The organism is Alkalihalobacterium chitinilyticum (genome assembly GCF_029028005.1).
In the GTDB taxonomy this organism is placed as follows: domain Bacteria; phylum Bacillota; class Bacilli; order Bacillales; family Bacillaceae_F; genus Alkalihalobacterium; species Alkalihalobacterium chitinilyticum.
This window is the reverse complement of record NZ_JAOTPO010000011.1, coordinates 156,288-171,828: the sequence shown is the minus strand read 5'-3', so window position 1 is coordinate 171,828 and position 15,541 is coordinate 156,288. Positions and strand designations below refer to the sequence as shown.

Genomic DNA, 15,541 nt, shown 5'->3' with positions numbered 1-15,541 from the left:
CAAACTCTCCATAAAAGTGTTTGATATAGCTCATTGTCACAAACGTGACGTTTTTAAAACATTGACGAGATATCATGTATCTCATTTATTTCGCTTGGCTTTTTGTTCAGTTTTCAAAGAACTTTTTATCATCGCCCCAATGGCGACTTTTAAAGTATAACACCGTGCCAACGTCATTGTCAACACTTTGTTTTTTAAAAAATAAAAGCTGTTTTAAAATAAAACATCGCCGCAACAGCGACGATTAATAATATATCATATCTATTTTTTTAGGTCAACACTTTAACAATTTTTTTATCTGCATTCGTACAAACGGTGGTAGATCCCTTTGGCTTTCGTTTCATTATGTATAACTTCTATTGCTCCTTTTTGGACTAAGAAGCTGACCAGCAGTTCTAAGTCAATAGAATACTCCTTTAACTCTGGGTGTTCCATTAATTCCGAAATCGACCAAGGGTCCATAGAGGTGTTCATAATTTTAAGAATATGCATACTACCTAGCTGCGCTTTTGAAGTAATTGCAAACTCATTTGCAAGTAAAACTAACTCTATCCTTTTTTCGATCGTCTCCTGACCCATTAGTAATTCTTGATATAACTTAAATGTCTCAGGCTCAATATGTTTGACTTGGTCCCATACTGTAATTTCAGGATAAAATCCTCTTTCGATGACAGAAAGTCTCGCTTGGTGATGAAGTGCATGCAGGATATGATTAAATGCATCGTAATAATTCTCAGATTGGTATAAGGCTTTTCCTTTTTCATATCGTCGAATTAACTTAGAAAATTCGATCCCGAGCTTTTGTTGTCTTTCTTCAAAAGGAAAGTCATTTATTCTTTTCTTCATATAATAGACATATTCATTTCGATCGAAAAGAACCTTCCCATTAAACACCCAGTCAATAAATCTGCGGTTAGCTCCAGATATCATCCATTGAAAAAGTCGTTCTTCATCAATAATATTCATTGAAACTGTCTTATCTAAATACTCATAATGTCTTACAAACCAAGGGCTCGTTCCTTTTTCCTTAATAATTAAAAGGATAACATCCTGCCCATCAGTAATAGAGTCAAACCCTGCGTCTTTCTCTACTATAAGTATCCCCAATGTATCAGGTTCGCTTGCTTTATCTTGATACAATTGTCTTAACATCACTTCCATTGAGTGGTCCCCTCTCTACAAACACTACAATATTACACTCTCGTTACTACAACTAAAGAACATCAATGTTCCTAATATAATAAGTCAAATAGTTCTTCGACAAGAAAACCCTAAACCCTTTTCCAATTATAAATTGCTATTAAATAATTTTTTAACATCCTTCTATATGCTATACTAAAAAAAGGAGGGAAACTACTATGTCTACTAAACACTCTAATAAAATAAATAAAATAAGAACATTCGCCCTATCACTTGTGTTTATAGGGATTATCGTTATGTATGTAGGAATTTTCTTTCGGAATTCTCCTATTATAATGTCCTTAACGATGTTGCTCGGTTTTCTTTTCGTTATCGCAAGTACTGTCGTTTACTTTTGGATCGGCATGATATCAACGAAGTCAGTGAAAGTCGTCTGCCCTAACTGTAACACTACAACAAAAGTATTAGGCCGTGTTGATGCATGTATGAATTGTAACGAGCCATTAACACTAGATCCTGAGCTTGAAGGTAAAGAATTCGATTTAAAATATAATCGTAAAAAAAGCTGAATGCCTCTATAGGCATTCAGCTTTTTTTGATCCTAATGAGTAGATTTCTTCTTACAATCCGGACATACACCGTAGATTTCCATTCGATGATTACTAACATCAAAGTTCGTCACATGTTCAGCAAGAGTTTCTACTTCGTCTAGACCTGGATAATGAAAGTCAACGATCTTTCCGCAATCCGTACAAATCACATGATAGTGATCCGTCGTTACACAATCGAAACGACTCGACGAATCTCCATAAGTCAACTCTTTTACAATCCCTACTTCTTTAAACATACGCAGGTTATTATAAACAGTCGCAACGCTCATATTAGGAAATCGGCCTTCTAATGCTTTATAAATATCATCCGCTGTTGGATGAGTCATCGATTCGTATAAATACTCTAAGATTGCATGACGCTGCGGAGTCATGCGAACTTTCGTCGTTTTTAAAGAATCGATCGCTTCCTGCAGGCGATGTTTGGCCATCGTCATGCACCTCGCTTTCAGAACAACAATTCTTAATTTATAATATTTATAAATAGTATAATTATTATTCGATAAATTGTCAATGTTTCCACCGTATCATTAAAGAAAACGATTTGAACACATATATCAAGTCTGAAGTAAAGGCACTAATGCCGGACTCGCGGGGATGATGAATGAGGTATATCGGTTGGCCACCGATCTCTTTCTCCCTTTTTGCTTTTCTACATGCAGGCAGGCATCCTGTAATGACTTCCTTAATTCCTCAATGTCTTTTTCTTCGACACCAAACAAGAAGGTTGTACTGCCCTTTCTTAAAAAACCACCTGTACTCGCTAGTTCCGTCATGCGGAAGCCTTTATATTTTAATTGCTTTTCTACTTCATTGGCATAATAGTTTTCCATAATACAAATCATCAACTTCAACCCTGTTACATCCCCTCTCCTTATTATCCTTTGTTAACACTCTCTAAATTAACCCATCACTTTTATCTAAACATTTTTTACAGGTTTTTAATATATAGTCCACATGTTTGATAATGAAATTGACAAGAAATATGGTGTTACCGTTACATCCGCCGTAGAATATAAGTATTTCTTTATCTTCGGATTCATTCTACTTCATCTATATTAGAAATCAAATGGAAAGGTTACAGCGCAAAACCTTCTTTTAGTAGTTGTTATCGATCTAATTTAACTTTCGCAGATGAACAACCTTCATACCGGCTCCCTCTATCCTTCTAAAGTTGTTATTGCTTTTTAGGACCCTAACCAAGCAGATGCTCAGCTAGAGTCCCATTACTTACAACCACCATTAAGAAACCAATCGTTCCAAAGTGGTTACGTCAAATTTTCTCTTATATAAGAAAGTGCTTCTTCCACATGACCTTTTACTCTGACTTTACGCCATTCCTTTACGATTTTTCCTTCTTTATCGATAATAAAAGTCGATCTTTCAATTCCCATATACTCTTTTCCAAAGTTCTTTTTTAACTTCCATACACCATACGCTTCAGCTGCCTCATGATTTTCATCCGCGAGTAAAATAAATGGAAGTCCGTGTTTATCTATAAACTTTGTATGACGATCCACAGGATCAGGGCTGACACCTAAAATAACAGCATCAACATCCGCAAAACTTTCATGATGGTCCCTGAAGTCACATGCTTGAGTGGTACACCCCGGCGTCATATCTTTCGGATAAAAATACAATACGATATTTTTCCCTTTATAATCACTCAATGAAACTGTTTCTCCAGTATTTGCTGGTATTTTAAAGTCAGGTGCAGTTTGTCCAATTTCTACAGTCACTTATATCCCTCCAAATGTCTTCTTTCGTATAGATTAACGAAAGTTCTCAAGAAGTACAACTAATCTGAACGTTTGTCCATATATATAACCGTCGTGACAACAAATGCCGCCGGAAGAACATAACCAATTAACGCTTGAAACATCGCAAGCGGCCGACCAAATCCCAGCGGAGTAATATCACCGTACCCGACAGACAATAACGTAACCGCACTAAAATACATCGTATCTTCTATCAGATGAAGCACATTCCCCCCGACATGTCGTTTTCCTTCAGTAAGAACCGTATAACCTGCCATTTCCAAAGCCATATACAAAGCACCAAACCCAATCGTAATTGTGACATAGACGATTAAGAGTACAACAAAATTACGGAGCGAAAGCGCTTGACCTCGTACCGGGCGGTTTTTTAATAGTAACAATATACTCATCAGAACACCCAAAACGGACATTAGGATAACGGTTAATATCAATAATTCCCCCATAAAACCACCTCTAACCCACTTTATGAGCAAATTAAAAAAAATAGGACAACTTCAAGAGAAAAGCGGAAGGTGCCTGCTTATTGGCGACAAGCGCTGGAGGGCCAGCAATATGTGTCCTGCTCTTCGGACACTTTTGATGGACCGAAGCGACCTCGAGCCGATGGCGCCTGGAGCTAGACAGTGAAAATCGGAAGCGACCGGTTAGCGACGTACGGACTGGACTGAGCCGTAGGAGATAAAGGAAACACGACGATCGCTAGTGAGTCGATGTTGACTTATCGTACGAAGGTGAGGGAAGTCTCGCTAGGCGCTGGGAGCTGGAGCTAGACAGTGAAAAGCGCAAGATGCCTAATGATATGTAATCTTTCGGTGTCCACCACTCAAGACAACACTTTAACACGCGATTATAGTTAAGGTGCTAGTGTTTTACTTTTACGCCACTGAGAGGACGCTATTTTAGCAGATTTGATCTCTTTTAGACGTTTGCGGCACTGAGAGGTCCTTATTTCATTAATATTAGGCAAAATCATCATGAAATATAGTAAATAAGGGCTTCTGAGGTCCTTAAGGAGTCAACTTAGCGACTTTTTAAAGAAATAAGGGCCTGTGAGTTCCCTAATATTTTCATACGTCATGAAGGCCCCTTCACTGCTCAACCAATGTTGACTTATCGAAAGCAAGTGAGGGAAGTCTCGCTAAGAGCTAGAGCTAGACAGAGAAAAGCGAAGAGTTAAACCTAACTCCTCGCCTCATATCAGTTTCCTGCCCCACGATACTTAGTTACCCCAACATTCCAAATCACAACGGCCAAGATAAAGAAGATAATTCCCATTACAGGTGTCAGGGCCGCATACATAAACCACTCTTCCCTGCCTAAAAAGTAAGCCGCGGGATATACGCCGACAAACGCAAATGGTAAAATCCACGTTAACACAAAGCGAATCACTCCATTATAAATGTCCACTGGGTAACGCCCGTAGTTCCCAATATTGTACATCATTGGCATGAAATCGGTCTTACTGTCCGACCAGAAGCTAATACTGGCGAGCATTGTAAAAATACTGCCGTAAATTAACGCCCCGCCTGCTACTAACGCAGCAAAGATAAACGGATCATACCAGGACAACGACAGCCCTAATTGACTGCCAGCGTAAACCATAATCGCCATACCGGTAATAACCCCAAATAAGGACTCCAACTCCATCCGCTCAAGCACAATTTGAAATAAACTATGGATCGGACGGGTTAGAACACGGTCCATTTCCCCTTTAACGATGTACCTGTCATTAAAATCCCATATATTAAAGAAAGAAGTGAAAATAGCATAAGGTACTAAGAAAAAACCATAAATAAAAATAATTTCCTCTCGATTCCAACCGCTTAAGAACGAGGTATGCCCAAAGACAACGAGAATAAATACGAGATTAACTGCTTGAAATAGTAAATCTGAAAAAATCTCTACAACCGTATCTACTCGGTAAGTCAGTCTTGTTTTTATATATTGAGAGGCGTATTGGAAAAACATAGATACGTGAAACATCATTTTAGCCTCCTTGTACAACCATTTGTTTTCTAGCAATCACCCATAATGCTTGGATCGGGACAATTAAAACAAGCGCCCAAATCAATTGAATAGCTAACCCTTGCCAAACTTCATGATGAGCAAAACCTTCGGTGAATATCATACTTGGTATATAACTAATCGCTTGAAAGGGTAAAAACATCATGACATTTTGGGCCCAAATCGGGTAAAAGCTAATCGGTAATAACAGACCTGAAAAGAGATCAATCACAACCCGTTTCCCTCGAATTAGTCCGGTATTATTGTAGAGGAAGAACGTCAATATCCCCGTAAGTAAATTAATTTGCGTATTAATAATAAAGCTGAACATCAGAGAAATAACAAAGAACAACCATGTCGAAGGACTCGCTGAAAAAGTAATCGGGAAAACTAACCAGACAATGAACATTCCAGGAACAGAGAAGAAAAACAGTCGAAACAGCCCTTCTCCAAGCCCTTGCATCGTCTTCATACCCAAGTAGTTATAAGGCCTGATCAGCTCTATCGCAACTTTACCTTCTTTAATTTCCTGTGCAATCTCACGGTCAATATTATTAAAGTAAAATGCCCTCGCCATCCAAGCAACGGCCACATACGTTGTCATTTGTAAGACGGAGAGTCCTTGAATTTCATCGTTTCCACCATAGATGGCCATCCATAAAAAATAGTAGGCACCAATATTAATGCTGTAGATCAGAATACCACTATAGTAGTTTGTACGGTAAGCAAGCATCATGAGGAAACGAATTCGGATCATCTCCACATATTTACTTGCCATAGAACACACCTTCTTCATAAATGTTACGAATAATTTCTTCTGTTGAAACCTCGTTAATCCTCATATCTGACAACTTAAAGTGACTAGCAATTAAACTAATAATCTGCGAAACTGCTTCTTCTTGAGAAACGATCGCTGCCCAAACATTTTCTTGATCACCTTGTTTCCATTCAATCGGAAAACCAAGACCTTCTGTTTTTTCTACTAAACTCGTTTTTGAAACGACTTCATCAAACTGAAATTGAATTTCCTTTCCTTTACCCCAGTTTCCCTTTAGATCTGCTAAGGAGCCATCGTATATAATTTTACCTTCATCAAGCATAATCACCCGCTCACATAACGCTTCAATATCACTCAAATCATGTGTGGTTAAAAGAATGGTAGTGTTAAATCTTTCATTAATTCTCTTTAGAAACTCACGAATTTTTAACTTAACAAGCACATCCAATCCAATCGTCGGCTCATCTAAAAATAAGAGCGGCGGATTATGAATCAAAGCCGCTGCTAGTTCACAACGCATTCGTTGGCCTAATGACAGCTTACGAACCGGTTTATCTAACAGCGGTTCTAAATCTAACGTTTCAATGATTTCCTTAATATGCGGTTCATATTGTTCATCAGGAATATTGTAAACTTTTTTAAGCAGCCGGAACGATTCTTGTACGGCGATATCCCACCATAATTGTGAACGTTGACCGAATACAACACCTATCGTCCGAACAAAGCGCTCCCTTTCTTTATGCGGGTTCATACCGTTCACAACGACTTCACCTGCACTCGGGGTTAAAATTCCTGTAAGCATCTTAATTGTCGTTGATTTACCCGCACCATTTTCACCGATGTAACCAACCATCTCTCCTTTTTTCACTTCAAATGAAATTCCGTCAACCGCTGCAAGTATCTTATAGTTTCTCGTAAATAAATCACGAAATGCCCCCGCTAAACCAGCGCGACTGGAATAGGACTTGAATTCTTTTCGTAATTCACGTACTTCTATAGCATTCATGTTTACACCTCTTCCAAATTTCCTTATCTTCATATTTAATACATCTATCTTTTTTCTATAACTCAAATAGTTTAACGCAATCCCTGTTTTCGCTCAAGATAGGAGCTTATGGTAATATAAAGTTGGTAAATTTACATGAAGAGGTGCAAAGAAATGAATCATACAAATTCTGAAACACTTTACACAGAAGCACTTGAACATATCGTAGGAGGCGTTAACAGTCCTTCACGTTCTTTTAAAGCAGTTGGCGGCGGTTCTCCCGTTTTTATGGAACGAGGACAAGGCGCTTACTTTTGGGATGTTGACGGTAACCGATACATAGATTACCTTGCAGCCTATGGACCTATTATTACAGGACATGCCCACCCGCATATTACAAAGGCGATTACAAAAGCTGCTGAAAACGGCGTACTGTACGGAACGCCAACTAATCTTGAAATTCAATTTGCAAAGATGCTAAAAGAAGCTATCCCTTCTATGGAAAAAATTCGCTTTGTTAATTCAGGCACAGAAGCTGTTATGACAACTATTCGTGTCGCTAGAGCTTATACTGGGCGCGACAAAATCATTAAATTTGCGGGTTGCTATCATGGACATTCCGATTTAGTCTTAGTAGCGGCAGGTTCCGGTCCTGCGACACTAGGAACTCCTGACTCTGCCGGTGTACCTCAGTCCATAGCTAAAGAAGTAATTACAGTTCCTTTTAATTGTCTCGATAGTTTTAAAGAAGCTTTAGATAAATGGGGGCATGAAATAGCTGCGGTTTTAGTTGAACCGATTGTTGGAAACTTTGGAATCGTTGAACCGAAAGAAGGTTTCCTTGAAGGAGTAAATCAATTAGCACACGAAGCTGGTGCATTAGTAATTTATGATGAAGTCATTACAGCCTTCCGCTTCATGTATGGCGGTGCGCAAAACTTAGTAAACGTTGAACCGGATATGACAGCTCTAGGAAAAATCATTGGCGGCGGTCTTCCAATCGGTGCATATGGCGGAAAAAAAGAGATCATGGAGAAAGTCGCTCCACTCGGCCCTGCGTATCAAGCTGGAACGATGGCTGGAAATCCTGCTTCTATCAGTGCTGGGATCGCTTGCCTGGAAGTTCTGCAAGAAGAAGGATTATATGATCGACTGGATCAATTAGGCGAAGTTCTCGAAAAGGGTATACTTGAACATGCAAAAACATACAATATTCCGATAACACTCAATCGCCTTAAAGGAGCACTAACCGTTTACTTTACAAAAGAGAAAATTACAAACTATGAACAAGCTGAAAAAAGTGATGGTGAAATGTTCGGTAAATTCTTTAAGCTCATGCTTGAGCAAGGGATTAACCTTGCCCCTTCAAAGTACGAAGCATGGTTTCTTACAATAGCCCATACCGAACAAGATATCAACGATACCCTCATCGCTGTCAAACACACATTTTCAAAAATGGCAAAATGAATAATTATGCATTCGATACAACCAGAAAAGAAAATCCTTTTCTGGTTTTTTTATTGAAAAACCCTATGAAAACGCTTACACATCCATAATTTTCTTGTTTTATTTTTAACAATTTTACTGGAATTTTTGAATGACAACAGCATAGACGTGAATAAAAATAATTGAATTTATTCACTCGCCGTGATATACTTGATATACAATTCTGACAATTGGAACCTGCTGTTTGAGGTTCTATTTTTGATATGTTAGAAAAGTATTTCTACAACGTTTTAAAGCCAAGAAGGCTGTTCGAAAAGTTCACAAACAGAAGAACGAACGTGGAACTGATTCTTGAGCACATTTGCATTTTTTTGAGTGTGTGTTCAAAAAGGGACAAAAAGATCCGAGAAGTTCGAGGAAGCGCAGTCTCTGAGCATAAAGCTGGTTGCTCCGTAAGCATAGACCTCGCACGCCGGAAAAGTGATCTTCTTTTCCAAGGACTGGAGCGTATGAGTTTAATACGTGAAGAGCGGAAGAGCAAGCTGACGAGCTACCACAGGATGTGGTGACTTCGACGTTCCCACAGGACGTGGGGCTCTTAGTCGAAGGTCCTCGATCGAAAGAGATTTTTCCCGGACTTTTGAACAACCTCTTTTAGTTATTTTTGTAAGGTTTTATTACATGATTACACACTGCTTGCAAACTTTTCGAACATGCACTTTCAACCTTAGGAGGTGAAGGTCAGATATTCTGACCAGTTATATGGAGAAAACATGGAGTCCGAGTACATTTAAAAATTTTAACACAATTGAACATGACAGCTGCGGGATTGTATCTGTCATGGAAAAAGCAAAAAAGCCGACGAAAAAGAACATCGATGACTGTATTGATGCGTTAGTTAAGATGAACCACCGTGCTGGTTTTATTAATGATGAAGGCGATGGAGTCGGAATTCATATCGATATCCCTAAGAAGTTATGGGAACAAAAGTTGTCAGCTGCTAATGCGGACAGCAGTCTCGTTGAGCGACCTGATTTTGTTGTTGGACATCTTTTCATTGATAAAAAAGTAGATACGGAATCAGCAAAAGAGCGAATTCGTAACTTAGTTGGAAAACATGAATTTAATCTCGTTTTTGAAACGGATCAAGTGACAAACAGCGATGCGTTAGGCCCATTAGGTCGTAAAGAAGAACCGGTATTCTTCCAGGTTGCCTTACTCCCTGATTTTGACGCGTCTAAGTTAAACCTAGCAATCTATAACTTAATGCTTGAGATTGAAGAGGATACTAGTATTCACGTCGCTTCTTTAAGTAACTATTATGCTATTTACAAGGTAATGGGCGCAGGAGATGTCCTGCCTCGTTATTATGATGACCTAGCTGATCCACTCGTCGCTTCTGCTATGACGCTTGGACATAATCGCTACTCAACAAATACATTATCTACATTTTTCCGTGTACAGCCATTCAGCATTATTGGACATAATGGTGAAATTAATACGATTGCCAAGCTGAGAGATGAAGCGCGAATGATCGATGTTCCTCTTGTAGATGGTGCTTCTGATTCGCAAGACTTAAACCGCGTCATTGAAACGATGATTTACAGACACGGTTACAGCTTGTTTGAAGTATTAGATATTTTATTTCCGCCGATCGTCAATGAAATTAAAGCATTACCTGAACATCTGCAAGATTTATATGCTTATATTAGAGAAGCTTGGGGGCACTTTGCTCAAGGTCCAGCAGGGATTATTTCGCGCTTTGGTGATGAAGCTGCATTCAGTGTCGATGCCCTTGGTCTTCGTCCCGTTTGGATGATCGAGAGTGAAACATCGTATTATTTTGCTTCAGAACAAGGAATTATCTCTTCTTCTGAATTCGTATCCGAGCCAAAACCTTTTGCCCCAGGTGAAAAAGTCGGACTGAAATGGAACGAAGATGATACATTATCCGTTTACTTCCAAGACGAGTACCAAGAAGAAGTGTACCAACGTCTAAATAAGCGGTTAAATACAGCAGGAAGTCACAATAGACTAAACCCTCCAGCTCTCGAAACCAACAATAAAGTATCAAGCTTACCGTTAAAAGTAACCAATAATCACTACGCTGCCTTTGGATGGGATCGTGAACACATTCAAATGGTCGAGCAAATGGCAGAAAAAGGTGTTGAACCAATTCGTTCATTAGGTCATGATGCACCGTTAGCAGCACTGCATGAAGGGCGCAAAAACATTGCTGATTTTATTAAAGAAAGTGTTGCTGTTGTTACAAATCCAGCGATAGACCGTGACCGTGAAATGGAGCACTTTTCTACGCGTGTTATTTTAGGTAAACGCCCATCTCTATTTGATCATGAAGAAGGTCATACCAATTTAGAGCTTACTTCACCAATTATCGTTGAAGGTGAAGCTGGCGTTTATTTAACAGAACAAACAGCTCACCCGTCCTATGAACAAATTGTCAATTACTATACAAACCTTGGAAGCTGTCACGTATTATCAGCGACATTCACTGAAGCAGAAAGTGTTGCTGAAGCTTTAGAGCGCCTCGTCCAAGAAGCAGCAGAAGCTGTTCAAAACGGCAAAGAGCTGATTGTTATAGACGATGCAAAATCACATGTCGACGGAAACCTGTGGCTCGATCCTCACCTTGTGACTTCTGCAATCGATCAAGGTTTAACAGAAAAGCAAATTCGTCGTCACTGTACTTTGGTCGTGCGTTCCGCTTCTATCCGTAGTTTACATGATATTGCTGTTCTTTTCGGTTTAGGTGCAGACGTGATTAATCCATATTTACTCATTGCTACGGTTTGTGGTGATTCTAATGAGCCTGTCTTGAAAGTAACAGAGGCGTTAAATAAAGGGTTAGAAAAAGTAATCTCTACCATTGGTATTCACGAGTTGCGCGGGTATGGACGCCTATTCTCTGCAATTGGTTTGAATAATGAAGTATCTGATGTTCTTAACATCGTCAACTTCCTTGGTTCAGATGAATTAAGCTATAACTTTGAAGAAATGAAAAAAGACGCATTAGATCGCGTCGAAGATTTTACAAGTGATAAAGCACGAGCGGGTAAATCATTCCACTTCTTCCCTCGTATCTGGAAAGCAATTGGTGATATTGCATCAGGCAAGGGAGAATACAGTCAATACAGTCAAAAATTAAAAGACCAAGAAGAAAGCAATCCAATTTCTATTCGTCACCTAGCTGATATTAAAGAAGCTGAACAAAAGGTTGAAGCTGAAAAAGTTAATGTAGGAGTTAACAAACACAGCCTTCCATTCATTATCAGCTCAATGTCTTTCGGTTCACAAAACGAAATTGCTTTTAGAGCGTATGCTGAAGCGGCGGACCGTCTGAACATGATCAGCTTTAACGGTGAAGGTGGAGAAATTAAAGATATGCTTGGTAAATATCCGAACACACGCGGACAACAAGTGGCTTCTGGACGTTTCGGAGTCAATGCTGAGCTCATTAACTCTACTAATCTAATTGAAATAAAAATTGGTCAAGGAGCTAAGCCTGGTGAAGGCGGACATTTACCAGGTTCAAAAGTAACAGCGAAAGTTGCTGCTGCTCGTAATGCTACTCTAGGTTCCGATTTAATTTCACCGTCAAATAACCATGATATCTATTCGATTGAAGACTTAGCGCAAATGGTTACTGAAATTAAAACAGCCAATGACCAAGCGAAAGTGTGTGTTAAAGTTCCTGTCGTTCCTAACATCGGGACCATCGCGGTAGGTATTGCAAAAGCTGGTGCTGACTACATCACCCTCAGTGGTTTTGACGGCGGTACAGGTGCAGCCCGTGTTCATGCCCTTCAACACGTTGGTCTGCCAGTTGAAATTGGTATCAAGGCAGCACATAACGCTTTAGTAGAGTCTGGTCTCCGTCATAAAGTGGAGCTATGGGCAGACGGCGGAATGCGCAGTGCACTTGACGTTGTGAAAATTATGCTGCTTGGTGCTAACCGTGTTGGGTTCGGTACACTAGCCATGATTGCTGTCGGTTGTACAACATGTCGCGGCTGTCACTTAGACACCTGTCACGTCGGTATCGCAACACAAATCGAGTCTGAAGCTCAAGCGAAAGAACATGGCCTGCGCCGTTTCGTTCCTCGTCAGTTTGACAGCGCTGTTCAAGGGTTAATGAACTTATTTACAGCGTTTGGTAAAGAACTGCAAGCATTAACAGGTGCACTCGGTTTTGAAAGTACGCAAGACTTAGTCGGACGTTCTGACTTGCTGGAGCAAACACGCGGTACAAACTTAATGGACTTAAACAACATGTTACAAGTCGTTGCTGCGCAAGATGTTCCAATGTTACCGCAACTTGAAGTTGCTGCTTCTTCTGAAGAAAATCAACTTGCTGTTGCTGCCGGTGCAGAATACCTCGACTACAATGTAGAAGATTTAAATAAATCTCGAGAGTTCTCAGGGGTTACTGCTGAGCAAAGAATTCTCGGAAGCCGCGTCTCTTGTCACCGTGTAAGAGGTCACTTAGATGGCTCATATCGCAACCTTCCAGAAGTTAAGTTGAGTTTCAAAGACGGCTCAATTCCTGGAAATGGTCTTGGTGCTTATAACAGTGAAGGAATTGCTATTCACGTTGATGGCGGTGCTCAAGACGGAATTGGTAAAACATCTTTCGGCGGTCAAATGATGATCTTTAAAGCCAAAGGAAAAGATGGAAAATTCTATAATGGTTCTGTCGGTAAAGGAGCAGGTTATGGTGCACAACAAGGTGTATTCATGTTCCAAGGAAATGCCGATGCTCGTGCCGGTATTCGTCTATCAGGAGCTGACATGATTTTCGGTGGACGCCTGACAAAACCATTAAAAGAAAATCACTACGCTAATCTTGGAGTTAATGCTAACCTTAAAGGCTTTGCGTTTGAGTATATGACGAACGGACGCGGGGTTGTCCTAGGTGATCCAGGTCCATGGATTTGTGCAGGTATGACAGGCGGGGTGGTTTACCTTCGTCATCAGCCTGAACTCGGCTTAACGAAAGAAGCGTTACAAGCACGTATCGCAAAAGGTGCTAAAGTTGAGCTTCAACCACTATCTGAAACTGGAAAAGAAGACTTAAATGAACTACTAGGTCTCTATCAAGATCGTTTAACAGAGTATGGTCAAACAGAAGAAGCTGCTTTCATCGCTGAACTTCTCAAAGACCTAGAAACCAATTTCATGCAAGTCATTCCAGTTAAACAACAAGCAGATCCATCAGTTTCAACTGAGTAAAAGTTCAATCGCCCTCTTTCGTTTGAGGGCGATTTTTTCTTTTTCAAAGCTCGTGTATCTAGCACCCTCATCCAAAACGTTATTACATAAGAAACAAACGGACTCACAGGCCCTTATTTCTACATAAAGCATACTTTGGGGGTGCTTAACGGACTGAGAGGCCCCTATTAGCTAATTTATGTGCCGGTTGACACTGATTTTAAGCAAATAGCGTCCTTTGAGTCCGCTAAATCAAAAAAATGGAGTTTTCACTTCATATAGAGGCCTCTCAGTCCGCATAATAAGAAGTATTAACTAAAATTGTGTTAACATGATAGAAGTTTGATTTTTCTACTTGATTATTTTTTTGTTAAGGTGTATATTACCTCATTGTCTTAGTTTTATTATGCTTGTAGGCATGAAAGGATCATACGACTATGAAATTAGGTGCAAGAATTTTTAAAACCGGCTTGGCTATCATCTTATCGTTATATATTGCGATCTGGATTGGTCTCGAAAACCCTTCCTACGCTGCCCTAGCCGCAACATTTGCGGTTCAACCGTCTATCCATCGATCGTTTCAAACGATACTCGAACAAATACAAGCAAATATTATCGGCGCCGTTCTCGCTGTCATCTTTGTTCTTACATTCGGCCCTGAACCATTTGTCGTTGGATTGGTAACCGTCATCGCTATTGCTATTATTATAAAATTAAAGCTAGAGGCTTCTACAATTCCATTAGCGATCGTAACCATCATTATTATTATGGAAAGCCCAGTCGATAACTTTATTGAGTTTGCTTCATTTCGTTTTTTACTCATACTAATCGGTGTATTTTCTGCCTTTATCGTTAACATGGTGTTTATCCCACCGCGTTACGAAACCAAACTGTACCATCAAGTCGTCGAATATACCGAACAAACTATTCAATGGACGATTTTGCTTTTATCACGGGATGCCGATCATAAAGCGATGCGTAAAGACCTTTCAATGCTTCACGAGAAAATGGTAAAGCTCGAAAACCTGTTTCTCTTATATAAAGAAGAACGAAATTACTTTATAAAAAACAAATACAGCAAGGCTCGTAAAGTCGTTTTATTTAAACAAATGATTTTAAGCAGTCAAAAGATCTCAACCATTTTAAAAAATATGGAACGCCGTGAGAATGAACTGTTTCATATGCCTGAAAATCTTCAGGAACTCATTAGAGATCAGTTAAGACTGTTAACCGATTATCATAATCGAATACTGCTCAGATATGCCGGAAAAGTAAACTCTCAACCAAGTCCAGAAGTATTAGAGGAAATCGATGAAGGTAAAACTAACTTAATGGAAAGCTACTTAGAGTTATATGAGCAAGCTGAAATCAGTAAAGAAGAATGGCTTCACCTTCTCCCTATCATTTCTCATATCATGGAATACGAAGAAAAACTCGAGCATTTAGATCATCTCGTCGACAGTTTCTTTACGTATCATAAAAAAGATAATAAAGTACTCGTTCAAAAAGAAGAAGAATAATTGAGCTCAGTATATAAGGAAAAACAGCAGACACAAGCGTGCCTGCTGTTTTT

The 15,541-nt window shown here is 39.5% G+C and carries 12 protein-coding genes; 4 read left to right on the top strand and 8 right to left on the bottom strand.

The annotated features are described in order from the left end of the window. Positions 1 to 294: 294 nt before the first annotated feature. Complete coding sequence (locus N7Z68_RS16090) at positions 295 to 1,161, bottom strand: nucleotidyltransferase-like protein (protein ID WP_275119487.1); 867 nt, start codon at positions 1,159 to 1,161, stop codon at positions 295 to 297. A 197-nt stretch (positions 1,162 to 1,358) separates the two neighbouring features. On the opposite strand from N7Z68_RS16090, the gene N7Z68_RS16085 reads away from it, so the two are divergent. Then, positions 1,359 to 1,709 (top strand): YgzB family protein, encoded by a 351-nt coding sequence (locus N7Z68_RS16085; protein WP_275119486.1) that lies wholly within the window; start codon positions 1,359 to 1,361, stop codon positions 1,707 to 1,709. A 32-nt stretch (positions 1,710 to 1,741) separates the two neighbouring features. Here N7Z68_RS16085 and perR read toward each other — a convergent pair whose 3' ends face one another. The 7 genes from perR to N7Z68_RS16050 form a co-directional block, all read right to left on the bottom strand. Then, positions 1,742 to 2,179, bottom strand: a complete 438-nt coding sequence (gene perR, locus N7Z68_RS16080) for a peroxide-responsive transcriptional repressor PerR (protein ID WP_275119485.1) — start codon at positions 2,177 to 2,179, stop codon at positions 1,742 to 1,744. Between the two features lie 126 nt (positions 2,180 to 2,305). Next, positions 2,306 to 2,593 (bottom strand): cyclic-di-AMP receptor, encoded by a 288-nt coding sequence (locus tag N7Z68_RS16075; RefSeq protein ID WP_308447230.1) that lies wholly within the window; start codon positions 2,591 to 2,593, stop codon positions 2,306 to 2,308. Between the two features lie 423 nt (positions 2,594 to 3,016). Continuing rightward, on the bottom strand, positions 3,017 to 3,487 hold the full coding sequence (gene bcp, locus N7Z68_RS16070; protein ID WP_275119483.1) for a thioredoxin-dependent thiol peroxidase: 471 nt from the start codon (positions 3,485 to 3,487) through the stop codon (positions 3,017 to 3,019). A gap of 59 nt (positions 3,488 to 3,546) precedes the next feature. Then, the gene (locus tag N7Z68_RS16065; RefSeq protein ID WP_275119482.1) at positions 3,547 to 3,969 is read right to left on the bottom strand and encodes a potassium channel family protein; all 423 of its coding nucleotides are present in this window, start codon (positions 3,967 to 3,969) and stop codon (positions 3,547 to 3,549) included. A gap of 754 nt (positions 3,970 to 4,723) precedes the next feature. Further along, positions 4,724 to 5,509: an ABC transporter permease gene (locus N7Z68_RS16060; protein ID WP_275119496.1), complete on the bottom strand. Its 786-nt coding sequence runs from the start codon at positions 5,507 to 5,509 to the stop codon at positions 4,724 to 4,726. A 4-nt stretch (positions 5,510 to 5,513) separates the two neighbouring features. Further along, positions 5,514 to 6,308: an ABC transporter permease gene (locus N7Z68_RS16055; RefSeq protein WP_275119481.1), complete on the bottom strand. Its 795-nt coding sequence runs from the start codon at positions 6,306 to 6,308 to the stop codon at positions 5,514 to 5,516. Continuing rightward, positions 6,298 to 7,314 carry an ABC transporter ATP-binding protein gene (locus N7Z68_RS16050; protein ID WP_275119480.1) on the bottom strand — a complete coding sequence of 339 codons (1,017 nt, stop codon included), beginning with the start codon at positions 7,312 to 7,314 and terminating at the stop codon, positions 6,298 to 6,300. The genes N7Z68_RS16055 and N7Z68_RS16050 overlap by 11 nt, the downstream gene beginning before the upstream one ends. A 153-nt stretch (positions 7,315 to 7,467) precedes the next feature. On the opposite strand from N7Z68_RS16050, the gene N7Z68_RS16045 reads away from it, so the two are divergent. The 3 genes from N7Z68_RS16045 (at position 7,468) to N7Z68_RS16035 (ending at position 15,488) form a co-directional block, all read left to right on the top strand. After that, complete coding sequence (locus N7Z68_RS16045; RefSeq protein ID WP_275119479.1) at positions 7,468 to 8,760, top strand: glutamate-1-semialdehyde 2,1-aminomutase; 1,293 nt, start codon at positions 7,468 to 7,470, stop codon at positions 8,758 to 8,760. Positions 8,761 to 9,501: 741 nt separating this feature from the next. Further along, positions 9,502 to 13,989 (top strand): glutamate synthase-related protein, encoded by a 4,488-nt coding sequence (locus N7Z68_RS16040; RefSeq protein ID WP_275119478.1) that lies wholly within the window; start codon positions 9,502 to 9,504, stop codon positions 13,987 to 13,989. A 416-nt stretch (positions 13,990 to 14,405) separates the two neighbouring features. Continuing rightward, positions 14,406 to 15,488, top strand: coding sequence for an FUSC family protein (locus N7Z68_RS16035; RefSeq protein WP_275119477.1), 1,083 nt, complete (start codon positions 14,406 to 14,408; stop codon positions 15,486 to 15,488). Positions 15,489 to 15,541: the final 53 nt, after the last annotated feature.